Consider the following 24,223-nt stretch of genomic DNA (forward strand, 5'->3'; position numbering starts at 1 on the left):
CTGTGAAACGGTTTAATTTCGGGGCTTACGGGCTTTACCGCCGGCAGAGGGCTTACCCCTGCCACCTTTTCGGGACGCCGCCCTGGCCGCCTCGGCTGCCAGCTTCTCCTTGGCACTCTCAGGCTTGGCAGATTTACCGCGCTTTCCACCCTTTCCGCCCTTACCGGCACGACCACCTTTACCGCGGGTCTCGCGTTTGGACATGTCCAGGGCGTCACGATCTGCTGTCCGCTTTCTGGGCGTACTGACCAGTTCCAGATCAATCTTGCGATCTTCCAGCCCTACCCGAACAACCCTGACGCGAACCTCATCCCCTAACCGGAAGCTCACCGCGGTGCGCTCACCGATCAGGCGGTGCTTGGCGGAATCGTGGTGAAAGTAATCGCCACTGAGGGTGGACACGTGCACCAGCCCCTCAATATAGATATCCGACAGTTCGACGAAGAAACCGAAGGGTGTGACGGCCGCAATCACACCATCGTGCTCCTCGCCCACGTGATCCCGCAGGAACTCGCACTTGAGCCAGGCCATCACGTCACGGGTGGCATCGTCGGCACGGCGCTCGATCATCGAGCAATGCTCACCCAGCTGCTCCATACGGGCATAGTCGTAGGGATACACCGCCAGCTCCGGATCGTGGCTTTTCGGCGACACCACGTCTTTCTGAACGTCCGGATTGTGAATCCGGGACTTGATGGCCCGATGAACGATCAGGTCCGGATACCGGCGAATGGGCGAGGTAAAGTGGGTATAGCTGGGAAAGCCCAGACCAAAATGGCCAGCTTCTTCCGGGCTGTATACCGCCTGACTGAGGGAACGCAGCATCACCATCTGGATCACATTGGCATCCGGACGGTCGGCAACCTGGGCCAACAGCTGCTGGTAATCCCCGGAGGTTGGCTTGTCACCGCCCCCTAACTGCAAACCGAGCTCACCCAGGAACAAGCGCAGGTTATTCAGACGCTCCTCAGAGGGCCCATCGTGCACCCGGTAAAGCGCCGGCACCTGATGCTTTTTCAACAGCCGGGCCGTGGCCACGTTGGCGCAGAGCATGCACTCTTCTACGATCTTGTGGGCATCGTTGCGGTGCACCGGCACGATTTCCTCAATCTTGCGCTCGGCATCAAAAACGATTTTGGTCTCGGTGGTCTCGAAATCAATCGCTCCACGCTCAGTCCGGGCACGGCGTAGCAGCTTATAAAGCTCATAGAGGTTATGCAGATGCGGCAGCAAATCGGCGTAATGGGCCGACAGCTTGTACCCCTGCTCCGAGTCCGGGTGCTCCAGCATGGCACTGACCTTGTTATAGGTCAGCCGGGCATGGCTGCGCATAACCGCCTGGTAGAAGGTGTAGCCACTGATATTACCGGCTGCGCTGATGGTCATATCCGCCACCATACACAACCGATCGACACCCGGGTTCAGTGAACACAAGCCATTGGAGAGCTTCTCCGGCAGCATGGGCACCACGTGGTCCGGGAAGTACACCGAGTTACCCCGACGAATCGCCTCCTCATCCAGCGGCGAGCCAGGGCGTACATAGTGCGACACATCCGCAATGGCCACGACCAGCCGGTAACCGCCACGGGGCCGGGGCTCACAGTAGATGGCGTCATCAAAATCACGGGCGGTTTCATCATCAATGGTGACCAGCCGCATGTTGCGGATATCCACCCGGTTCGCCTTGTCTTTCTCGGCAACCTCTTCGGGAATGCCCGCCGCCTGCTCGCCCACGGCGGTTGGCCAGCTGTGTGGAATCTCGTAAGAGCGGATTGCTACGTCGATTTCCATCCCCGGAGCCATATGCTCCCCGAGAACTTCAACAATACGCCCTGTTGGCTGGGTGCGCACGGTGGGCTGGCGCAGAATTTCCACCACCACGTACTGGCCGTGCACAGCCTTACCGGCGTGCTCATCCGGCACCAGAATCTCGTGATTGATGCGGGCATTCTCGGGCACCACAAATGCAATGCCACTCTCCTTGAAGAAGCGACCAACCGTCTGACTGGTGCGATGCTCCAGAACCTCGACAATTACCCCTTCACGGCGACCACGATCATCCACGCGGTCCACCCGGGCAGCCACCCGGTCACCATGAAACACCTGGCGCATCTGGCGCGCGGTGAGGAACAGGTCTGAGCCGCCGTCATCGGGAATCAGGAACCCGAAGCCATCTTTGTGCCCAGTCACCTTACCCGTGACCAGATCCGCCTCTTCAATGGGCAGGAACGCATCCCGGCGGTTACAGATCAACTGGCCATCACGGCACATGGCAATCAGCCGTCGCCGCAACGCCTCGATACCTTCCTTGGACGTTTGCCCCAGTTCCTGGCACAACGTTTCATGAGTGGCCGGCGCACCGCGCTCTTTCAGGTGCTTGAGAATAAACTCCCGGCTCTGGATGGGGTTTTCATACTTCTGGGCCTCACGTTCAGCGTGAGGATCCCGTCCTTCTTTCTTCCTGGAAACCATTCGGATCCTTGTTATCAGGCCGCAAACACTGCGGCGGAATTCATTATTCCAGCAGTATAACGTCGGTAGGCGGTACCTGCCTAACCGCGGGCTGATTTATAGGCATAAATACGGCGAAAAGATTTTTGAAAAAATATTTGACAGCGTTCGGGGGAATTATTAAAGTACGCGCCATCGGTTGAGGGGCAACGCCTCAACACTGGCAAAACGCTAGGTTTTCAACAAACTAACAGCGATTTTGCAAATCACCTGCCGAGGTGGTGAAATTGGTAGACACGCTAGCTTCAGGTGCTAGTGGGGGCAACCCCGTGGAGGTTCAAGTCCTCTCCTCGGCACCATTACTTTCCCCAAGTGGTGTAGATCAGAAACTTGATCTAGAATCAGTGACTTAAGACTCTATTTAGCACACAGATATTTTGCTGTGGGTATAAGAATAACTGCAGCCCATAGACCGTCGAATAGTGAAAACTACTTTATTCGGAAAAATATACTAGGCACTGTGCTCCATCACTAGGAAACTGCTTTAAAGTTTACGACTTTGGGAGACCTGTAGTAAAGCCGCCCGAGTATAAAGTGTCTCCGAAATCCAAAACTCGTCGCAATTAAGAAAACAAGATGCCTATTCTGGCTCAGCTGAGGATGGGCCCCATCAATGCAGGTGTCAGCGTCGATCAGCTTTTGGTTGCACTCGATAACCAACGTTTTTCCGGCCATAAGCTAGCTGCGTTGCTTCTGGACCAGTTTTTCATTTTGCAAATAAGTAATGACCTCCGCCCTGAATTCTCTCTCAAAGGTCAGGCTGTGCCGGGTTAAGTGAATTGTTCGCTACAGGCCCGTTTCAGCCGATCATGAATGGCCAGCCAGCGGCTTTCCCGGGGCGGAAGCTCAATCACGATCCGATCGACGTTTGCCTTGTCCATGGAGTGCATGGCGGTGTAGAGCATGCGAGCGTACTCATTTGGATCGGCGCTGAGCATGATGGATTCGGATGCCCGTTCGCCCGGTGGCGACTGCCACCAGATAACGCCAAGCTTTTCGCCTGCCGGCGTGAAGTCCGGCAGAAGCCCGGCGAACCGATCCGTGGCCACGCCAACGGTAGGTGTGACCGGCTGATAGTGGCGCTTTACGCTCCCAGGCACGGCCTGACTGGCGATTCTGCCTGGCGCGAGCGTGATGCCCAGGCAGGCTTCGATATCACGCTGTGCGATCTGTCCGGGCCTAGCAATGACTGGTGTATCGCCAGTCAGATCGATAATGGTGGACTCGATGCCTACCGAGCAGTCCCCGCCGTCCAGTACCGCCTCGATTTTGCCGGACAGGCCTGCGAGCACATGCTCTGCGGTTGTCGGACTGATCCTGCCATAGGGATTGGCGGACGGAGCAACCAGATCCCGCCCAAGCTTCTCCATGGTCGCTAGCGTGGCCGGGTGCGCCGGCATTCTTACCGCCACGCCCGGATTGCCGCCGGTAATGAAATCGCTGATGCCGCTTTTCTTTGGCAGTAGCAGCGTTAATGGGCCGGGCCAGAATTCCTTGATCAACTGCATGGCGGTTTCCGGGATATGGTCTACCCAGAGCCGGACCCTGTCCACTGAGGCAACATGCACGATCAGGGGATGTCCGACCGGGCGCTGCTTTGCTTCAAAAACTTTTATGACCGCCTGTTCGTTGCTGGCATCGGCCGCCAGTCCGTACACAGTTTCCGTGGGCACGGCGACAAGGTGGCCGGCGAGGAGCAGGTCAGCTGCTTTCTCAATGTGAGCAGATTTTGTTGCGTCTAACTTGATGGTTGCGGGCATAGGGTCTCAGGGATTACAGGTTGGGCAAAAATCGGGTTCGGTTGTCACGGCCTCCACGGGGCGTGATTCTTTGTAGTCGCATGCTTGGCAGGACCAGACATAAGTTCTGGGTCGGCTTGTAGGTGTATCGCACGCACTGCAGGGCAGTCCTCTTTCAAAATCGGTTATCCAGAAGCCGGGCAGAACACAACTGGGACACAAGCTTTCCATTTTGGCTCGGAGATTTTCTGCAGCAAGGCCAATGTTGGCCATTCTACCTGGAGAATGATGTGCGCGAAGGTCGTATTCGACGAAAACCTGTCCAGACGTCGAGTTGCCTCGAAGCGCTCTGAACCGGGTATTGATTTCATGCTGGTGATGCAGTCCCTTGTGAATGTCCGGGTGCCCTGCATGCTCGGGCCGCATTACCAGCCCCTGACCCGTGGGGCAGCGATCCATAAACCTCTTCAGTTCTTCAACAGAACTTACGGAGGCCTGTTCAAGGCCAAACGGCGCCGCGTGTTCTCCGTAAAGAGTTAGGCCGTGTTTCTGGTCAAACAAGCACACAATCTCCAGATTGATGCAGAAAAGACCACCGCCGAAGGCTCCTTCGCTGCCGAGGCCAATACGATTTTCGCCCTGCTCCGAAGCGATTTTCGCTTTCTCGAGCGCAGTCTCCCGTTGACCGGCGAAACGCTCTATTTCTCGGGTAAAGGTCCCGAGGCGATCGGTGTCGAAGCTGCTGTCGCAGGTTACTGTTAACCCCAGCTGTTCCAGTGGCCGCGCAATGGCGGGTAACTTGCCGTGCCGGGTTAGCAGGATCGCTGAACGGGCGTTCCAGTGCGACATCAAAAATAGCCTTCACGTTTTTTCCGTTCCATGGAGGCTGTTTGATCCTTGTCCAACAGACGACCGTCACGCTCACTTGTCCGCACCGACATCATTTCCAATACAATATCTGAGGCCGTCGTCGCGGTGCTCTCGACGGCACCTGTCTGCGGGTAGCATCCAAGCGTTCGGAATCTGATGGTTCGTGTTTCGAGCGAAGCCTCTTCAGAAGGCGTTAGATGAGGCAGCATTCGGTCGTCATCAAGAGCCAGGATGGTTCCTGTGTCGTCGTCCAACCAGCTCAGGCGTGGGGAAGAATAGTATAGGGGCACTATCTCAACGTTTTCCCGAAGGATATACATCCATATGTCGAGCTCAGTCCAGTTTGAAAGAGGGAAGACTCGAACTGATTCGCCCTTGTTGATCTTGGTGTTGTAGATGGCCCAGGGTTCTGGACGTTGATTCTTTGGGTCCCACTGCTGGGATTCGTCTCTCACGGAGAAGATGCGCTCTTTGGCTCGGGATCTTTCCTCGTCCCGTCGAGCGCCGCCCAGTGCTGCATCGAATCGATAATGGGCAAGCGCTTGCTTCAAAGCCTGAGTTTTCATTTGGTCGTTATATACGACAGAACCGGATCGGATCGGGTGGACGCCAGCATCTAGCGCCTCCCTGTTAATCCATACCCGTAGGTCAAGGTTGAGCTTTTCCACCAAGGCGTCCCGGAACCGCCCCATCTCGGCGAATTCCCAGGTTGTATCTATATGCAGCAGGGTGAACGGCACGTTGCCGGGCCAAAAGGCCTTCCGCGCAAGGTGCAACATGACTGTTGAGTCCTTGCCGATGGAGTAGAACATGCAGGGCTTTTCGAAGCATGCGGCCACTTCCCGCATGATATGAATCGCTTCTGCTTCAAGATGGTCCAGATGGGTCAGCACGTTTTGTCACCCCGCTCCGTCAGCCAACTTTTGCGCCGGTTTCCCACTGATTCCGGTAAAAACGTTCGATCAATGTCTGCTCGTCATCGACCCGGAACAGGTATAGCCACTCATTATCGATCAGGTCCTGCACCACTTTGTGCTTTGTGGCTATCTCGGCAATGGCATCTTTGGGGGCAGCAATGTAAACGCTCAGGCGGAGTGGTTCGTGCATCCAGCGCTGGCCATCGTGTACCGACTGCAGTGGCAGCCCGATCCGCAAGTCGCCGCCGTTGCCCTCGAAAACGCCCAGGTGGCCGCCAACCACGTTATGCAGGACTTTGTTTCCGCTGCCGTAATGAAAGTTATCGGTAACGGACATGAAGTACTGCAGGTTGATCCAGTGGGTGACCACCATGGGCGCGGTCATGATCAGTTCGAGGATTCCGAAGCCCTCGTCTTCGCGCCAACGGTAGTCGTGGAGGAAGCTGCGACCTCCCAGATCCAGGTGTCGTGTGGCTGAGCGGGGCGCCACTATAAAGCTGGCGTTCCCGGCTAGCCCCCATTCTGGGCGAACTTCGGACCAGTCCTGGCTGCGTTTTCTGATGGCGCTGTCGACGTCATTTTCGGTCGCGATTCCAAGACGAACCGCTCGTTCACTGCGTGCCTGGGCACCGGCCCTGGCCAGGAAATGCCGGATGTCGTCGGGAACGTCACCGGCGCACTCTATCTCGTCGGTGGTGGTGTTATGCAGTGCTCCCACGAAACGGGTTTCCGATGGGATGGAAATTCCCTGGTCAGCCAGGGCCGCGCGTACCTCGGCGTCGTTGAGTATGCCGGCGAGCACACGAACATTCACCGAGCCGGTCTGGCCTCCGCAGGCGCCGCAGTCCAGGCCCGCGGCATGTGGGTTGTTGCGGGTACTGCTGCCGTGCCCGACCAGCAGTACGGTGGGCGCAAACTCATGAGTCAGGGTCATGGCCCGGAGAATACCGCCCGCCAGCTCTGCTTTCTCTTCAGCTCCCAACAGGGCGCCATTCTGGCGGATCTCGAACTCGGTATGTCCTTTATGGAGCTGGTCGACCGGGTTAGCCGAGGATTTGCCAAAAAAGGTCTTGCGCACCATGCGTCCCAGACCTGCCAGCCCCATGCTCTCGATAAAGCTGAAGCTGGCCGGTCCCGCGTTGGAAAACTGTGACCAGTGGGAATGGTTGGCCAGTGACTGCCGACTGAAGCGTCCAGACGGCTCGGCCTCTGTGACCTCTAGCGCGGGCGCCAGCAAACCCGGTAGTTGGGGCCGGGAAAACCCGGTGCCTTTGGGGCGGTACGAAATCGGTAGCCCGAAGAAACCCGCAAACCCAAGAGTCTGGATCGCGGAGTCCTGGGCTTCCAGCGCACGGCGAAAAACCTCCGAGCGAACATCAATGCAGAAGGCGGCCTGAAGTTTGGGTGGCTGGTCGTTCGTCCATTGCTTTTCAGATTTTGACAGAAGTTTATCGGCCAGCTGTGCCTGGTAGGCCGTCTCGGCTTCTGTAAGTTGGCGCCACCCCATGGTTTGGGATTTTTCATGGATCTCCAGCATTTCGGGCCAGGTGTCCCACTGTTGAAGCCAACCCCGTTTCAGCTCGGCGAAGATGGCACCGCCAATGTGTTGAACATGCCGCCAGATGGCCAGTTCCCAGGCCAGCCGGATGGCTAACAGGCCCGGCAGTAAATCTTCCTCGCTGCCACGCAGTCTTGATTGCCAACGGAGGTAGGCGGCCCAGGATGACCATCCGTTGATATCCAGCAGGAGCGCGTGGGCATAATCCGCCGTGTAGGAAGGCTCTGCCGCGAGGGCGTTGAAGGCGTCTGTGATCAGCTTATCGTGCTGATCGGGCAGGACCTGAAATTGGGAAGGCAATGATGGCTCTTCCATGACGATGGCAATGCCACGGTCTGCCCGGGTCATTTCCAGCCAGCTTTGATACAGATCCTGGGCATCCGCCCTGAAATCTCCCGCATCCAGGCGCTGGAAGTAGTCGCCGCAGAACTGACTGATCTGGTGAATAACCTCGTCCTGCCAGCCCACGTGATGGGCGGTATCGCGGTTGCGATCCAGTTGGGCGCTGAGATTCTGCCAGTGCTCCGGCATGCTGGCAGTTTCGGCCGGGACAGCACCATTACCCTGGTGTAGAAGCGCGGCCTGATTCTGACAGCCGATACCGTTGAGTGCCGCCATGCGTGAGGCTACCTTGGTAAACGGCAGATCCCGCATTTCCCAGAACGGGTTAACCGCGATCATCTGATCCAGCGGCCAGGACGGCGCAATCCGATTGCAGGCATCGGTGACGGCTTCCTGCCAATCCGGCGTGTCGGTGTTTGCTTCGGTGGTGGCATTAAGATTGGACGCTAACATTACACGGACTCCCTGGAACCAGAAGTTGAGGACACGCTGACCACGGCCCGGGGCCGCACAACATCGGGCAGTTTCGCCGGCCAGATTTTCAGGGTCAGGCGCGTGGACCACTCATCGAGATAGCCTGCGGCAAACAGGAATCGGTAAAGCCTGGCGCCGGCGGGTGAGAAACGGTGATAGCGAATCTGGTAGTAGCCGCGCACGAGCAGGGCGATCAGGATAGCGACGAAACCCACGGCTACCAGTCCTGCCTGGCTATCCGGTGGCGTCAGCACCAGACTGAAGAAGGTTTTCTGAAGCCAGTACAGAGCCCAGAAAACGGCACCAAGAATCAAGCCTCTGCCAAGGGTGAAAACGCCACCGCCCGCAGCCAAGAATTCTGAAAGCAAAATCGTCAACGCGATGCCAGGCACGACCCATGAAAAAAGATCTGCCGGTCTTGCCTCGTTGGCCAGGAAGATGGTCGGCAGCATGAACAGGGCCGAAAAACAAACAGCGGTCAGCCACTGCCCAGGGCCGGGCTGGTTGATTTCAACCAGACGTTTTTTCATCGACAGCTCGACTGTGTTGCCCGCGTTAAGGAAGGTGTGTGCCTTGTAGGCGGAATGGGCCACGAGGTGCAGGAGCGCCAGCTCGTAAAGGCCTAGAGCGCACTCAACCAGCATCCAGCCCATTTGGGCGCAGGTTGACCAGGCCAGCCTCACCTTGATGGAGATGCGCGTCATCATGACGAGGCTGGCAAACACAGCAGTAGGTCCCGCCACCAACAATAAAAGCCATTGGGCAGCGCTTGCCTGGACAATCAGCGGCGCCATCAGAATCATCAGGAAGCCGCCAAGGTTAACAACGCCAGCGTGAAGCAGCGCAGACACCGGGGTGGGTGATTCCACCACCTGGATCAGCCAGCCGTGGAAAGGCATCTGGGCGCATTTAAAGAGGGCAGCCGCTGCCATCAGGATCGCAGCAATTTGCGCTGCGGCGGGCAGTTCTGATGAAGTGGATACCTGGGCCAGGATCCGATCAATAAATGGTGTGTCGTACTGGACATAAAGCAGGAGGAACGCCAGTGCCAGGCAGAACTCCGCAATTCGCGCAAAGATGAATTTTTTGTGCGCGGCCAGGGCGGCGCGTGGGCGATCAGGAAAGAACATCAGCAACTGGTGCAGGCTTGCGCTGATGGCAATCCAGCTAACTAGAAACACCAGCAAATGATTGGTGATGGCGATCATGGAAACGCTGGCAAGGATCCCCTGAAGCCAAATCATGAAGCGGCGCTGGCCCGGTTCCCCTGCAAGATACCTCTCCGAGAAACGTCCCAGCACCATTCCCAGCAAAGTGGTCAGCAGCAACATGATCGACGCCAGAGGCGCTTGACTGAACCAGACGCCATCGACCGGCCACCACCAACTTCCGATTGCAGCGGCCACAGCAGATACAAAGGCAAGCTTGAAGGTCAATGACCGTGCGAGAAGGCTGTTCTGGTTGGTTGCCAATCCGGTCGCGACTGCTCCAACACCGAAAAGCAGCGGTACCAGCAGTGAGAAGGAGAATTCGATCGCCTGAACATCGAGCATGCGAGGACCTCGGGATCAGAAGTATTTAGTCCGCGTAGTATCCAAGGCTTTTGCTGCAAACAAAAATATATATATCTTATTAGATTGTTCGATATTAAAGAACGGACTAGGCGATTTACAAACACACTGCAAGACAGCCATCTCAACCACTTTGATGACCATGTGACGATCGTGCCTCGGCTGTCGCTGTGGATCCCTCTGATAGATGACAGTATGAGCTGAGTCACCTCTGCCCATGCAGGCTCAGGGCGAGATATCCAAGCTTAACAACCGCTGGCTGACAGTTTCAAAAATCGGCACATAAGACGTGTGGGGAAAGGACTACAGCAGCTTTGAATCGTCTGACACCTCAGAATTGCTCCTTTGCAAAGAACACCACCGCTTCGCACAAAAAAGCCGCTCACTGGGCACAATGAGCTTTATCGAAATGTTCACCGCAACTGGATAAAGCCCAATTGAAGGTCAAGACAGAAACAACAAGTGGGCGCCAAAGTAGCGCCCACTTGTTTTCATGTAACAGATCTTCTCAAATACTACCCGTTTAGGGCAGCGGCGCTGCAATCAACGCCAACCTACCCTATCAAAGATCTTAACCGCTTCAGGATTGTTGGTACCCAGTACACTGACATTGATGTCATCAATGTTCAGGTTACCCCAGGAATCCAGCACCGGGTTCTTCAGAACACCCTCTACTGCCGGGTACTCGTGATTGCTCTCGGCGAAGATCTGCTGGGCCGTATCGGAAGCCAGGAACTCCAGGAACCGCACCGCGTTGTCTTTGTTCGGTGCAGTGGCTACGACGCCCGCACCGCCGATGTTGGCGTGCACGCCACGGCCGTCCTGGTTCGGGAAGATGATGCCGACTTCACGGGCCACTTCACGATCAGCAACATCGTCGGAGTTCAGCAGGCGGGCATAGTAGTAGTGGTTGCCAACGGCCAGGTTGCATTCACCGGCGGCTACGGCGCGAATCTGGTCGGTATCGCCACCCTGGGGATCACGAGCCATGTTGTCGACAACACCCTGGGCCCACTCCTGTGACCCTTCTTCACCATGGTGCTCGACCAGGCTGGCCAGCAGAGACTGGTTGTAGATGTTGCTGGATGAACGGATGCAGATTTCGCCCTTGAACTCGGGCTTCGCCAGATCTTCGTACTGGCTGATCTGGGCCGGATCGAAATCAGAGCGATCGTAGTAGATCACACGCAGGCGCTGACTGAAACCAAACCAGTGGCCTTCAGGGTGACGCAGGGTATCCGGCAGTCGGCTGTTCAGGGTTTCAGAATTGACCGGCTGGAAAATGCCTTCCTGGTCGGCACGCCAGAGGTTGCCCGCATCGACTGTGATCAGGATATCCGCCGGGCTGGCGACGCCCTCGCGCTTGATCCGCTGGATCAGTGCATCCGACTTGCCTTCGATCAGGTTAACCTTGATGCCGGTTTCCTCAGTGAAAGCATTGTAAATGGCCTGGTCGGAATCATAGTGGCGTGCGGAGTACAGATTCACTTCACTCGCAGATACACTGGTTGCCGCCAGGGTGGTTGCCAGTACAGAAGCTGCCAATTTCGCTTTATGAGATACCACGGGATCAATCTCCTTGGTTGTTGAGCGTTATTAAGGGTGATAACGATTTGTATTTACCGCAATTAGACCCAACTTCTTTGTGGAAGTCAATAAATGGGAATCAGTCGCTTTTACGTATTCAATACACAATTAGATGCAAGAAGATTACAATCTCATTTTCACCACAGTTTGTACCGGAAGGTTGGATTGGCAACATGAGCATTTACCAGCAAAGCCCCACCTACAACGACCAACTTGAAAACGGTCTGTCGGGCCCGTCACTCATGCTTGACCGGGTGCATTGCCAGTTTCATGGCGATAGCGTTGTCAGAGACATCAACCTCCACCTGGAGGCGGGCGAGGTGGTGTGTCTGCTCGGGCCATCGGGTTGTGGTAAAACGACCCTTTTACGGATCGCAGCAGGGCTTCAGGTACCTTCCAGTGGCAAGGTGTTTCTGGGGCGGTCGCTGGTCTCGGCCCCCGGTGGCGTCCAGGTGCCACCTGAGAAACGCAACGTGGGCCTGGCCTTCCAGGAATCTGCACTTTTCCCGCACCTGACTGTGCTTGAAAACGTCTGCTTTGGCATCAGCACTCTGCCCAAGAAGCAGAAACAATCCAGGGCGCTGGATCTGTTGGAACGCCTGGGCATGGCGGGTGCCGCCAATGTTTACCCACATACACTGTCGGGTGGTCAACAGCAGAGGGTCGCCCTGGCCAGAGCTCTTGCGCCGTCTCCGAGGGTGATGCTACTGGATGAGCCTTTTTCCAGCCTCGATGCCCGCCTGCGCGATCAGATCCGCGACGACACCTTGCATGTGCTCAAGGAACTGAACACGGCAACCCTTCTGGTTACCCATGATCCCGAGGAAGCCATGTTCATGGCCGATCGAATCGCTCTGATGCGTGATGGCGAGATCGTGCAAACTGGCTCGCCCACGGAACTCTACTGCAACCCGGCCGAGCCCTTCGTGGTCAATTTCTTCGGTCAGGTGAATGAACACGTCGGGATTGTGCATGACGGCCAGGTAGCGACGCCTCTGGGCCGACTGGACGCGTCAGGATTCGACGAAGGCGCCAATGTCAGAATTCTGATTCGACCTGAGGCGGTCAAAGTGACGCCCCTGGAGGGGAAGGTCGCTGATGATCGCACCAGCCATGTCATTATGTCCCGCCTACTGGGGCCCACCAGCCTGTTGCATATTTGCGCCCATGGACCAGACGGTCAGGAGATGCACCTGCACGCCAAAGTGCCGGGTGTGTTTCTGCCAGAAGAAGGTCAGGCAGTCTCCCTTGAGCTGGATATGTCCCAGGTTTTCCTGTTTGAGGCAGAAACCTGGCGTTAACCCCGGTCATTGCCCGGACGGGATCGGCGCATCGCCAGGCTGAGAATCACTACAGGAATGATGCCCACGGCAACAATGGTCAGGGAGGACATGGCGGATTCTGCCAGCCGCTCGTCAGAGGCCAGACTGTAGGCACGCACCGCCAGCGTATCAAAGTTGAACGGCCTGAGAATGATGGTGGCCGGCAGTTCCTTCATCACATCCACGAACACCAGAATACCTGCTGCCAGCAGACTGCTGCGCATGATGGGCGTGTGCACCTTGCGCAGAGTCCCACCCGCTGTTTGGCCCAGCGTGCGGGCCGCTGCGTCCATGGACGGCGTCACTTTCCCGAGACTGGCCTCGACGGTGTTGAACGACACCGCCAGGAAACGCACGGTATAGGCATAGATTAGGACAAATGCACTGCCACTGAGCACCAACCCCACCATAAAGCCAAAGCTGTCCCTCAGAAAAAGGTTCAACTGCTGGTCTGCCCAGGCCAGGGGGATCATGATGCCAACCGCAACAACCGACCCCGGGATGGCATAGCCCATGGCTGCAATCCGATTGGCGCCCCTGACCCAGGAACTGGGATTCAGGCGTGCGCCATAGCTCAGCATAACTGCAAGACCAACGGCCACTAGCGCCGCGCTCGACGCCAGGATGAAGCTGTTGAACGCGAACTCCAGGAAGCGGGTACCGAAAAGGGCATCGCCGGTGGTCATGGCCATTTCCAGGAGGATCAGCGCTGGCACAATGAACCCGATCAGAATGGGCAGGAAGCAGACCAGAAAGGCCAGGGCGGCCTGTCGGGATTTGAGCGAATACTCCGGCAGAGCCTGGTAGCGCGCCGAGGTATGGTATTGCTTGCCTCCGCGGGAAACCCTTTCAAGAACCACAACTAATACCACGAACACCAGCAGACAGGCCGCCAGCTGCGCAGCCGCCACCGGCTCACCCAGACCAAACCAGGTACGATAGATGCCGGTCGTGAAGGTATCCACACCAAAGAACTGGACCGCCCCGAACTCGTTCAGCGTTTCCATCAGTACCAGTGTGACCCCGCCGATAATGGCGGGACGCGACAGCGGCAGGGCAATGCGCTTGAACATGCGCCAGGGGCCAAGGCCCAGAGTGCGACCGACATCGAGTGCGCTTACCGACTGCTCCATGAAAGAGGCCCGGGCAAGCAGGTAGACATAGGGATAGAGCACCATGGTGATCAGCAGGGACGCGCCACCCAACGATCGAATATCCGGAAAATAGTAGTCGCCAAACTCCCAGCCAAACCAGTCACGCAGGGTACTCTGTAATGGCCCGGCGAACTGCAGGAAATCGGTGTAGGCGTAAGCTATGACGTAGGTCGGTACAGCAAGGGGTAGTAAAAGTGCCCACTCGAACAGGCGCCTCCCGGGAAAACGGCACATCACCACCAGCCAGGCACAGGCGGTGCCGATTAGGGTGGTGCCAATAGCCACCGACAGGCTCAGAATCACAGTGTTGCTCAGATAGCTTCCGAGCACGGTGCTGACCAGGTGCCGCCAGACCTCACCGGACGGGAAAAACACGTGGGCCAGTATGACCAGCACTGGCAGGGCCACCAGCAATGCAATCAAAAAGGTACTAAGTGTCCAAGCGTTGAAACGGCGCGCGTGATGATCGGCAGCGTCGGCCCCGATACCGGAGCCTGCCAAACCGCTTGTTTTTAATGTCGTATAATCAGCCATAAAGCCTATTAAGTGCAGGTAAGTTTCCGGAGGATAAGGAACGCATTGACGTTATGATAAATGACCACGGGAAAATCACGAACCTGACAATGCTATACCGATGCTCGTGTAACTATATCCTACAGTCGGTGCATGCTTAACTGGAGTCTAGACTTACGCCAGTCCACCAGAACATCTTTGCCAATCATCAGACTTACCCGGAACGAAATCCAACCGCTGGCTCATCCCGGCGTGGCTATCGGGGCCGCTGTGTAATAGAAGCGAGAAGCTCAAAAAGACATTACTAGTATTCGCTATAGGCTCTTAACCAATCGCCAATGCTTTGTCGAGCCGCCCCAGAACCAAATTATTATCGTCAGCCAGATAGGGAACCTGGATCTTGCCACTAAGCTTACTGAGTTCGTCCCGATACCCTGGCTGTCCCTCTGGGCAAGCTCTATTCAGCACATTTAGATCCTATCCTTTCACCACTTCACGAACCGCACGACAGTATTGACAACCCTTCACGTAATACGGCGCCAGCCACTGTTCAGACTGAGCTGCTCGAGTTATCGCAGATGTCCAGCTCCATCCACGAGTGTTAGAGAACGAGGTTGAGTATGAAGCTATACCAATCAGCACAGCGCCCTTTTAACTTGTCTGTACTCTGTGCTTTTGATGCAATAATGCATCACATTGGTGGACAATTCATGCATGGAGCTTCCCACGATTTTAGTGCCTACAGCAAATCTTCGCCTTTAACTACGAGCGCGAGCAACTGGACCTATTTGGAGGCTAGGAGTCTGCGCGGCAGAAGTGTTTTGAGCAAGTGCCTCCGCCGCGCCGAATCACGGTTGTGCCCGAGAGTATAGGCGCAGTATCCAACCGGATAGAGTCACGATTTTCTGTCTAGGCAATCAAGACGGTTATAGGCAAGTTCACAACCGTAGCCCGACCACTCAGCACGGCCCAGCACGCCGCCTCAGATCGCCTATGTCAGCCTCATCAGCGAACTCATCCGCCTGAGGTTAAGCGACAGGCAGACCAGATCCCATTCGCCTTGCACGGCATTAAGCCCCCTCAGGCTGAACTGCCGGAAGCCCAGAATATGCTTGATCCAGCCATTAACCGCCTCAACCAGATACTTGCGCCGGGCGTAAACCGATCGCCCCGTCGCGGTGGCCAGCTTCTCGGCCATCCGTGACGTGGCGGGATAACCGCTCGCGTCTATCTCTGCGCTCTTTTTCCCTTCCCGACGCAGCGAGACATAACCGTCGATCCTTTTGTCCTCCAGGGACTGTAAGTCGTCTTCTTTACGGTAACCGGCATCGGCCAGGCATTGTTGCGGATAGGTTTTCAGGATGTCTTTCACGTCATCCAGTAGCGGTATCAGGCGACCCTGATCACTGGCATTGCTGCCCAGATGATTAGCGACAATCAGTTGGAATTCACCATCCACGGCCAACTGGCCGTTGTAGCATTGCTGGAACCCATCCGCCGTTTTCATAATCCGGCTTTGCGGGTCGGTAAAGTTGCTTTGATCTTTGTCGTCCGGCACCCCGTAATCTCGCTTGAAGTTCCGGCCACCGCGGGGTGGGCGGCGATCATCGTCCGGGTGCCGGCCTTTGGCTGTATCCCGCGCTTTCTGATCCGCTTCCAATTTCTCCTTGGCAGCGCGGATCTTGTCCAGTCGCGCCTGTCGGTACTGCAACTCCTCAGGTAGCTCATCACCCCGCTGATCCGGGCCGAACTGCCGATCTTCCGACTCATCCGTTCGACGGGCCTGACGACATAGCCCATCGATCTCTTTCGATAAACGATCTTCTTCCTCGCCCATGCGGCCATAGCTCATGGCCTTGTGCTTACTGGCATTAGCCCGAATCTTTGTGCCATCAATCGCCAGTGTTCCCAGCGTGATCAGCTCCGCCTCCCGGGCAATCCGTACGACTTGAATGAAGATGGCCTTGAAGGCGACCAGATGGTGTTTGCGGAAATCACAGATCGTGCGGTGCTTGGGAAAATTACCCGCAGCCAGAACCCGAAAGGCGACGTCTTCCTCCAACTTCCGGGCAATCTTGCGTGAGGAGAATACGCCGGTGGCGTAGGCGTAAATAAGAACCTTCAGCATCATCCGCGGATCGAACGGCGAGTTACGCCGACCGTTGCCTTCGTAGCGGGCGTAAAACGCACTCAAATCCAGCTCCTCGACAACATCACTGACAAAATAGGCCAGGTGGCCATCAGGCAGCCACTCGTTCAGGCTTGGGGGAAGGAGCAATTCCTGGTCGGGCGAGTACGGGCGGAAAGTGGTTCCCATCAGACGTCCTGTTGCCGAAAAATTTTCGGTTTATTATGCCAGAAACGAGCTTCTGCCGCGCAGACTCCTAGGCGCGTTAATAGTGAGGGAATAAAGAAACCAACTCATGTTTCATGACACTTACGTTCCGACGAATCTGGCCTCTTGGGCCGTGGCCCCGCCCCTAAACCCGGAAGCCATAACCCAACGAGCTCAAATCACTCCGCCAGCAAACCCACCAGGTAATCCGACAGGGTCTGATACTGATAATCTAACCTGGCATAGGCGTTTCTCGGCGCATCCTGGAACCGGGCACCACAACCGGCCACGGTTGTCACATCCAGCAGGTACGCCGTCTGGATCAGGTTTGGCAGGTCGGGGTTCAGGCTGTCGGCATCCAGCCGGGGGTAATAGAGCGACCACTGGAAGGCGCCATCACCGGGGCTGACCCCATCGAGATTAGCCGTTGCCGTGTCCAGGAACGGCAGTTTCAGCAATCGCTCTATGGCCAGTCCGTCCACGTCACGGGCGTCGTACTCATAGGCGCGGGGCCCGAAGTTGTTAGCGGCCTCTGTATTGCCGGCGTAATCAAACGGGAATAGTCGGGTGACATAGGGTGCCGCCTCATCAACCGGTGTTCGGTCGGTACCTTCAGGTTCGCAGGCGTCATCGGGCGTGGTGAAACTGAGTTCTGCTTCCGTCGCTTCCTCCGCCAGTACCCGGTAACCAGTCACCCAATTCGGCGCACCTGCCCCCAGCTCTTCCGATGGCGAGTTGGCGGCCAGTGTCGTGAAGGTTCGCCGCTCACCTCCCGCGCTCCCAAGGCGCTCAACCAACTCCACACCGGAATCGTCCTGGGTCCAGCTCCAGGACAGTTCCGGCGTTCCGTCCAGCTCTGAGCTCTCCGGAGAAACCGCCAGGGTTTGCTCGTGGCAGCTGGTTACGGTATCGAAGTACGCTTGCTGATTGTCCCAATCGAAGACAATTCGCTCGTGGATGGCCTCGCCCTCTTCCTCATAGCGCTGTCGACTTTGGCGGGAGAGAGAGGCTGACGGCAGCCACTGGGTTTTCAACTGCGCCATGTAACCGTTTACCTGGATCAGGCGGGCGAATTCGGGCAAAGAAGGCGCCAGGCACCCAAGACTGGACACGGAAAGCAGTTGCCCGTCTTCGGTGTAATCAAAAAACAGTTCCGCGGAGACATCGAGATCGGAGGTTCCGGTAGGCAGATCCTGCCCCCGTCTCGAATCCGCCGATACCTGCAGGCGGGTCAAGAGCACCGGATTGGCCAACTCCACTGGCACGTTAGGCAATGCCAGTGAATCGGTGTCCAGGTTCTCGTAATTGCCTGCCGCAGCCGCATCAACGATGGCAATAACATCGCCTGCGTTCTGCACCAGGGAATACCCCAACAGGAAAACGGCATCCTTACTCAGTTGCCGCTCGGTACCATCGCTGTCAGGGCGCAAGAGCACTTCATTGTAACTATTCGGAATCTGGCTGGCCATGAAGCGGGCGAAGGCTCTGGCGTAGGCGTGGGCACGATGATCTCCGGCGAGGATATAGTCCTGCCAGAGATTCAGGCCATCCAGATCCGCTAACTGGCTTTCATTGACCGGGCTCAGGCTGTTGCGGCGGGCGGCGTCGGCGCGGAACCGGGCCAGGGTACTCAGTGGTGTCACGTTACGGATGCCGGGGCTGGCCGACATCAGGTAAGCCTGCTCAACAACCACGTCGCCCCGGGAGGTTTCCTCCAGGGTTTTGCCGGGAATGGCCAGGGCGTATAGCGGGTAATCCCTGGGGTCCAGATTGGGCCCAACGGATGGGTCCACGCTGAGTGCCGAGATATCGATAGAGAACCTGCCGCCCGCTCCGCTCATGGCCGTGGGCTCGCCTTCGTCGAGGGTCACCACTGCGCCGTTGGCCAACTCCACCTCCAGCGGGCCCGGGGTGAATTGGCCATCACCATCAATATCCAGCCAGACTCGGGCATTGTTGAGGTAACCGTCAATCACCCGCCCCTGATATGGCCCAGGCTCGCTGTAATCAACCCCATCGAAATCTCGCCCGTCAACTGGCAAGCGATCGGATTCTTCACCGCAGCCGGCGATAACAAGAGACAACAAAGGAACAGTAAGAGTGATCAGGCGTTTCATCGCGGCAACCATTTATCTTTATTAGTGCCGCTACTTTAGGAGATGTAATCGGTGCAGACCTTGACAGACTTGGCAAATTGTAAAGTTTGGTAACAGGCAAACCCCGGAATATGCCGGGGCTTGCACTTGAGGGCTGTCGATCAGAACGACCGGGCCACGATTTCCTTCATGATTTCGTTGGTGCCGGCATAGATGCGCTGAACCCGCGAGTCTGCCCAGGCCCGGGCGATCGGGTATTCCCACATGTATCCGTAACCACCGTGCAGCTGCACGCATTCGTCCATCACCTTGCACTGCAGGTCGGTGGTGTGCTGCTTGAGCATGGCGGCTGTGGGAATGTCCAGCTTCTTGTCCAGGTGCAGTTCCAGGCAGCGGTCGGTAAACACGCGGGCGGCGGTGATCTCGGCTTTCAGTTCCGCCAGCTTGAAGCGGGTGTTCTGGAACGCGATAACCGGTTTACCGAAGGCTTTGCGCTCTTTCACGTAGTCCAGAGTCCACTGCCAGGCAGCCTCGGCGGCCGCCACCGCGGTCAGCGCCACTTGCAAGCGCTCCGCCGGCAGTTCCTGCATCAGCTGGAAGAAGCCCTGCCCTTCCATGGCGCCCAGCAGGTTGTCTGCCGGCACTTTTACATCCTGGAAGAACAGCTCGGAGGTATCCTGGGCCTTCATGCCCACCTTGTTCAAGTTCTGACCTTTCTCGAAGCCTTCCCAGGCGGCTTCCACCAGCAAAAGGCTGGTGCCCTTGGCGCCTTCCTTGGGGTCGGTCTTGGCAACAACGATCACCAGGTCCGCCAGCTGGCCGTTGGTGATAAAGGTTTTGGAGCCGTTCAGAATATAGTGATCGCCCTGGCGAATCGCGGTGGTTTTCACGCCCTGAAGGTCAGAACCCGCGCCCGGTTCGGTCATGGCGATGGCGGTGATCATTTCACCGGAAGCCATTTTGGGCAGATATTTCTGCTTCTGCTCTTCTGAGCCGTAGTTCAGGATGTAGGGCGCAACGATATCGGAATGCAGCCCCCAGCCGATGCCAGACAAACCGGCCCGGGAGATTTCTTCCATGATGACCGCCGAGTAGCGGAAATCGGCGCCAACACCGCCATACTCTTCCGGCAGCATCGGGCACAGGAAGCCCAGCTCGCCCGCCTTCAGCCAGAGCTCGCGGCTGACCTGGCCGTCTTTTTCCCATTGCTCGTGATAAGGCGCGGCTTCCTGCTCCAGGAATTTGCGGACGGAGTCCCGGAAGCCTTCAAGATCGGCGTCGAAAAGAGTACGTGGAATCATGCTGAACCTCGGTGAACGGGTTGGTTTATCGTTGTGTTCAGCAAGTCTGTGGCGGGGCGGGTTTTCGCTCAATGGTGAAAACCATCAATCGCTTTGGCCAAAACCATCGCCCCGGACGGGCGCAGATCATCAGTCCGCGCTCTCGCCCCAACGGGGTACCAGAGTTTGCGGCAGGTCCAGGTGGTCCAGAATCCGCGCCACCATGAAGTCCACCAGGTCATCCAGTGATTGGGGGTTGTGGTAGAACCCGGGGCTGGCGGGCATGATTACCGCCCCCATGCGGGTCAGTTTGAGCATGTTTTCCAGGTGAACCTCGGAATATGGCGTTTCGCGCAAGACCAGGATCAGCTTGCGACGTTCTTTCAGCGCCACATCGCCGGCCCGCTCGATCAGGTTGTTGCTGGCGCCGGTCGCCAGCGCAGACAAAGTGCCCGTGCTGCAGGGGCAGATCACCAGCGGGGCCTTTTCTCCAGAGCCGGAAGCGGGCGGCGAGAACCACTCTTCCCGGCCAAACACCTGCACCTGCCCCGGCTTTGCCTTGGCATAGTCCGTGAACGCCTCAACCATGGCCGGCTTGGAACCCGGCAGCCGGAACTCTGTCTCGGTGGCGATTACCACCTGGGCAGCCTTGCTCACCATCACATTCACCCGGCAGCCATTGGCTGCCAGGCATTGCAGCAGTCGCAGCCCATACTGGGCACCAGAGGCACCGGTAAAGGCCAGATTGATGACCGGCGAGTTATCAGCCACGACGTTTCTCCAGTTCGGCAACCAGTTTGCGATGAATACCACCAAAGCCGCCATTGCTCATAACCACAATGTGGCAGGTTTCAGGCAGCTGTTCCAGGGCCCGGGCAATCAGTGCCTCGACCGAATCTTCCACGGCATGGTGATCCAGCTCACCGTGTTCAGCACGCCAGCCCTCGACCAGTTCTGGCAGCCAGGTCATCTCGCTGAGGTTACCCCAGAGTACCCGGTCAGCAGCAGCGGCACTGGGAATCAGGGTTTGCTGATGCACGCCCTGTTTCATGGTGTTGGACCGGGGTTCGATGATCGCCAGTATCGGCTCATCCCCCACCCGGTTACGCAAGCCTTCCAGCGTCAGGGCGATGGCCGTGGGATGATGAGCGAAATCGTCATACACACGCACACCGCCTACTTCGCCCACCAGTTCCATGCGCCGTTTCACGCCGGAGAACCGGCACAGAGCTGCCACTGCATGGTCCGGGGTGACACCCACATGGCGGGCAGCGGCGATGGCCGAGAGCGCGTTGCGCACATTGTGCATGCCGGTAAGATTCCACTTCAGGGTGGCGACCGGTTGCTCGTGGTGAATCACCATGAACCGGCTGCCATCCTCCGCCAGCAGTTCAGCGCGCCAGTCTGCGGTACGGCTGATCTCGCTGCCAATGGCGGTATCCTGCACCGGGCTCCAGCAGCCCATGTCGAGGGCGTTGTCCAGGTGCTTGTCCAGCGCCGGGCGGATAATCAACCCCTGGGAGGGTACGGTACGCACCAAGTGGTGGAACTGGCGCTCGATGGCTTCCACGCTGTCGAAGATATCGGCGTGGTCGTATTCCAGATTGTTCAGTATCAGGGTGTTCGGGCGGTAATGGATGAATTTGGAGCGCTTGTCGAAAAACGCACTGTCGTATTCATCCGCCTCAATCACGAAAAAGTCACTGGTGCCGAGGCGCGCCGAAACCGGGAAATCCTGGGGTACGCCACCGACCAGGTAACCGGCATCAAACCCAGCCTGGTCCAGAATCCACAACAGCATAGCGGTGGTGGTGGTTTTGCCATGGGTGCCGGCAACCGCCATCACCCAGCGATGGCGGAGCACTTCCCGGGCCAGCCACTCGGGGCCAGACATGTAATCAATGCCGCGATTGAGCACTGCTTCCACTTCCGGATTGCCCCGGGACATGGCATTGCCGATCAGCACCAGATCTGGTCTGGGCTCAAGATTGTCGGCACGGTACCCTTGCATCAACTCGATGCCCTGAGCCTCAAGCTGGGTACTCATGGGCGGGTAAACACCCTGATCGGAGCCGGTCACGGTATGGCCAAGCTCTCTGGCGATAACCGCCAGGCTACCCATAAAGGTGCCGCAGATGCCCAGAATGTGTATGTGCATTAACGTGTTGCCTCCGGTTTGAAACCTGCCAAGCCTCTACCATACTTTCTGCGGGGTCAAGAGCCGGTATGTGCTCATGAAAAACCGCCGTGTTTGGCGTATCATCTGCGCCATCGTTGAACCAGCAGGAGGCCTTAGCCCGAGATGGCTATCAAGAACGCATTTTATGCCCAGTCTGGCGGGGTTACCGCCGTTATCAATGCCAGCGCCTGTGGCGTTATCCAGACCGCACGCAAGCACACGGATAAAATAGGCAAGGTGTTTGCCGGTCGTAACGGCATTATCGGCGCCCTGAAAGAAGAGCTGATCGACACCGGCCTGGAATCAGACGACGCCATTGCCGCGCTGCTTCACACCCCGGGCGGCGCCTTTGGCTCCTGCCGCTACAAACTGAAAAACATCTCCGAGAACCAGCGCGAGTACGAGCGGCTGATCGAAGTCTTCCGCGCCCACGACATCGGCTACTTCTTTTACAACGGTGGCGGCGACTCTCAGGATACGGCGTACAAGGTCTCACAGATTGGTGAAAAAATGGGTTATCCGATCACCTGCATTGGTGTGCCCAAGACAGTGGATAACGATCTGCCGTTCACCGACTGCTGCCCGGGCTTTGGCTCGGTAGCCAAGTACATTGCCACCTCTACCCTGGAAGCCAGCCTGGACATCAAATCCATGTGCGAAACTTCCACCAAGGTGTTCATCCTGGAAGTAATGGGCCGGCACGCGGGCTGGATTGCAGCGTCTGGTGGCTTGGCCGGCCAGGGTGAAGGCCAGCCGCCGCACATCATTCTGTTCCCGGAAATTCCGTTCAACCGGGAGAAGTTCCTGGAGCGGGTCGACCAGTGCGTGAAAGATTACGGCTACTGCGTGGTAGTCGCCTCTGAGGGTGCCCAGTACGAAGACGGCCGCTTTGTGGCCGACGCCGGTGCCAAGGATGCCTTTGGCCATACCCAACTGGGCGGTGTTGCTCCGGCACTGGCCAACATGGTCAAACAGGCCCTGGGACACAAGTACCACTGGGCCGTTGCTGACTACCTGCAGCGGGCCGCCCGGCACATTGCCTCGGCCACTGATGTAGAGCAGGCATATACCGTAGGCAAGGCCGCAGTGGAAATGGCAATAGCGGGCAAACAGGCGCTGATGCCCACCATCGTTCGCGAGCAGGCGAAACCCTACCGCTGGAGCATTGGTGAGGCCAACCTGAGCGAAGTGGCCAACCAGGAAAAGAAAATGCCGATCCACTACATTACCGATGACGGCTTTGGCATTACCCAGGATTGCCGGGACTACCTGCAGCCGTTGATCGAGGGCGAGAGCTTCCCGCCATTCGAGAATGGTCTGCCCAAGGTTGCGCACCTGAAAAATCAGCTGGTCGAGAAGAAGCTGAGGACTGAGTTCAAGCTCTGATCTGGTGGTCACGAAAAAGCCCGGTCACCTCACGGTAGCCGGGCTTTTTTTGTACCTGAAAACGGATGGCAATCAGCGTGCTGTTGCGGTCTCATGGTCGCGAACGTAGCCATAAAAATCATCGAAACCGCCAACGTATTCGGAACCGACGAGAATCTGGGGCACGGTATACACAGGGCGGCCGATCTGGTCGGCAATATCCTGCTTGCTCATTCCCCGCTCGATCATATCGATCCAGATGTACGGGATGTTTCTGGATTCACACAGGTCCCTCGCCCGAACACAAAATCCACAGCTTGTACGGCCATAAATAGTGACCTGCTCCATAACAACCTCCTGAATCCGGGTGAGCCCCAGGGTCAAACGAATGGTTCAATACTTGGTTTGAA

General features: G+C 57.2%; 18 protein-coding genes and 1 tRNA gene. 5 read left to right on the top strand and 14 right to left on the bottom strand.

Translation table 11 applies throughout. The features are described 5' to 3' along the window. Positions 1 to 12: 12 nt before the first annotated feature. A complete protein-coding gene (rnr, locus tag ACZ5Q2_RS18730; RefSeq protein ID WP_061333277.1) occupies positions 13 to 2,472 on the bottom strand; it encodes a ribonuclease R in 2,460 nt (819 codons plus the stop codon). 251 nt (positions 2,473 to 2,723) lie between these two features. Between rnr and ACZ5Q2_RS18735 the strand changes: the two genes are divergently transcribed. Then, positions 2,724 to 2,810: transfer RNA gene (locus tag ACZ5Q2_RS18735), tRNA-Leu, on the top strand. Between the two features lie 277 nt (positions 2,811 to 3,087). Beyond that, positions 3,088 to 3,285 carry a hypothetical protein gene (locus tag ACZ5Q2_RS18740; protein WP_058092241.1) on the top strand — a complete coding sequence of 66 codons (198 nt, stop codon included), beginning with the start codon at positions 3,088 to 3,090 and terminating at the stop codon, positions 3,283 to 3,285. On the opposite strand, the gene ACZ5Q2_RS18745 is transcribed toward ACZ5Q2_RS18740, so the two are convergent. Further along, on the bottom strand, positions 3,282 to 4,271 hold the full coding sequence (locus tag ACZ5Q2_RS18745; RefSeq protein ID WP_432210569.1) for an L-threonylcarbamoyladenylate synthase: 990 nt from the start codon (positions 4,269 to 4,271) through the stop codon (positions 3,282 to 3,284). The two genes, ACZ5Q2_RS18740 and ACZ5Q2_RS18745, sit on opposite strands and share 4 nt — an antisense overlap. A 6-nt stretch (positions 4,272 to 4,277) precedes the next feature. Continuing rightward, positions 4,278 to 4,877, bottom strand: coding sequence for a DUF6671 family protein (locus ACZ5Q2_RS18750; RefSeq protein WP_412535743.1), 600 nt, complete (start codon positions 4,875 to 4,877; stop codon positions 4,278 to 4,280). Here ACZ5Q2_RS18750 and ACZ5Q2_RS18755 point away from each other — a divergent pair. Beyond that, positions 4,794 to 5,012 carry a hypothetical protein gene (locus tag ACZ5Q2_RS18755; protein WP_058092244.1) on the top strand — a complete coding sequence of 73 codons (219 nt, stop codon included), beginning with the start codon at positions 4,794 to 4,796 and terminating at the stop codon, positions 5,010 to 5,012. The genes ACZ5Q2_RS18750 and ACZ5Q2_RS18755 overlap by 84 nt on opposite strands. Before the next feature lie 86 nt (positions 5,013 to 5,098). On the opposite strand, the gene cysD is transcribed toward ACZ5Q2_RS18755, so the two are convergent. The 4 genes from cysD to ACZ5Q2_RS18775 all read right to left on the bottom strand — a co-directional run bounded on the left by cysD (position 5,099) and on the right by ACZ5Q2_RS18775 (position 11,548). Further along, a complete protein-coding gene (gene cysD / locus ACZ5Q2_RS18760; protein ID WP_058092257.1) occupies positions 5,099 to 5,968 on the bottom strand; it encodes a sulfate adenylyltransferase subunit CysD in 870 nt (289 codons plus the stop codon). 64 nt (positions 5,969 to 6,032) lie between these two features. Then, positions 6,033 to 8,390 carry a YbcC family protein gene (locus ACZ5Q2_RS18765; protein ID WP_061333275.1) on the bottom strand — a complete coding sequence of 786 codons (2,358 nt, stop codon included), beginning with the start codon at positions 8,388 to 8,390 and terminating at the stop codon, positions 6,033 to 6,035. After that, on the bottom strand, positions 8,390 to 9,964 hold the full coding sequence (locus ACZ5Q2_RS18770; RefSeq protein ID WP_061333274.1) for an NADH-quinone oxidoreductase subunit L: 1,575 nt from the start codon (positions 9,962 to 9,964) through the stop codon (positions 8,390 to 8,392). The genes ACZ5Q2_RS18765 and ACZ5Q2_RS18770 overlap by 1 nt, the downstream gene beginning before the upstream one ends. A gap of 561 nt (positions 9,965 to 10,525) precedes the next feature. Continuing rightward, the gene (locus tag ACZ5Q2_RS18775; RefSeq protein ID WP_061333273.1) at positions 10,526 to 11,548 is read right to left on the bottom strand and encodes a Fe(3+) ABC transporter substrate-binding protein; all 1,023 of its coding nucleotides are present in this window, start codon (positions 11,546 to 11,548) and stop codon (positions 10,526 to 10,528) included. Positions 11,549 to 11,742: 194 nt separating this feature from the next. Here ACZ5Q2_RS18775 and ACZ5Q2_RS18780 point away from each other — a divergent pair, with 194 nt between their 5' ends. Continuing rightward, a complete protein-coding gene (locus ACZ5Q2_RS18780; protein ID WP_058092254.1) occupies positions 11,743 to 12,870 on the top strand; it encodes an ABC transporter ATP-binding protein in 1,128 nt (375 codons plus the stop codon). Here ACZ5Q2_RS18780 and ACZ5Q2_RS18785 read toward each other — a convergent pair. The 6 genes from ACZ5Q2_RS18785 to mpl form a co-directional block, all read right to left on the bottom strand. Then, positions 12,867 to 14,468, bottom strand: coding sequence for an ABC transporter permease (locus ACZ5Q2_RS18785; protein WP_227513192.1), 1,602 nt, complete (start codon positions 14,466 to 14,468; stop codon positions 12,867 to 12,869). The genes ACZ5Q2_RS18780 and ACZ5Q2_RS18785 overlap by 4 nt on opposite strands. A 1,081-nt stretch (positions 14,469 to 15,549) precedes the next feature. Continuing rightward, a complete protein-coding gene (locus ACZ5Q2_RS18790) occupies positions 15,550 to 16,875 on the bottom strand; it encodes an IS1182 family transposase (protein ID WP_230716015.1) in 1,326 nt (441 codons plus the stop codon). Positions 16,876 to 17,072: 197 nt separating this feature from the next. Next, positions 17,073 to 19,010 carry a hypothetical protein gene (locus ACZ5Q2_RS18795; protein ID WP_432210568.1) on the bottom strand — a complete coding sequence of 646 codons (1,938 nt, stop codon included), beginning with the start codon at positions 19,008 to 19,010 and terminating at the stop codon, positions 17,073 to 17,075. Between the two features lie 140 nt (positions 19,011 to 19,150). Beyond that, positions 19,151 to 20,290, bottom strand: coding sequence for an acyl-CoA dehydrogenase family protein (locus tag ACZ5Q2_RS18800; protein ID WP_058090957.1), 1,140 nt, complete (start codon positions 20,288 to 20,290; stop codon positions 19,151 to 19,153). A gap of 129 nt (positions 20,291 to 20,419) precedes the next feature. Further along, positions 20,420 to 21,040 (bottom strand): flavin prenyltransferase UbiX, encoded by a 621-nt coding sequence (locus ACZ5Q2_RS18805; RefSeq protein WP_106693414.1) that lies wholly within the window; start codon positions 21,038 to 21,040, stop codon positions 20,420 to 20,422. Next, complete coding sequence (gene mpl, locus ACZ5Q2_RS18810) at positions 21,033 to 22,427, bottom strand: UDP-N-acetylmuramate:L-alanyl-gamma-D-glutamyl-meso-diaminopimelate ligase (protein ID WP_058090959.1); 1,395 nt, start codon at positions 22,425 to 22,427, stop codon at positions 21,033 to 21,035. Before mpl ends, ACZ5Q2_RS18805 begins: the two co-directional genes overlap by 8 nt. A 144-nt stretch (positions 22,428 to 22,571) precedes the next feature. Between mpl and ACZ5Q2_RS18815 the strand changes: the two genes are divergently transcribed. Next, positions 22,572 to 23,834, top strand: a complete 1,263-nt coding sequence (locus ACZ5Q2_RS18815; protein ID WP_058090960.1) for a 6-phosphofructokinase — start codon at positions 22,572 to 22,574, stop codon at positions 23,832 to 23,834. Between the two features lie 72 nt (positions 23,835 to 23,906). Here ACZ5Q2_RS18815 and ACZ5Q2_RS18820 read toward each other — a convergent pair whose 3' ends face one another. After that, complete coding sequence (locus ACZ5Q2_RS18820; RefSeq protein WP_058090961.1) at positions 23,907 to 24,161, bottom strand: GrxA family glutaredoxin; 255 nt, start codon at positions 24,159 to 24,161, stop codon at positions 23,907 to 23,909. Between the last annotated feature and the right edge of the window lie 62 nt (positions 24,162 to 24,223).

The sequence above is a fragment of the Marinobacter alkaliphilus genome, assembly GCF_055394375.1.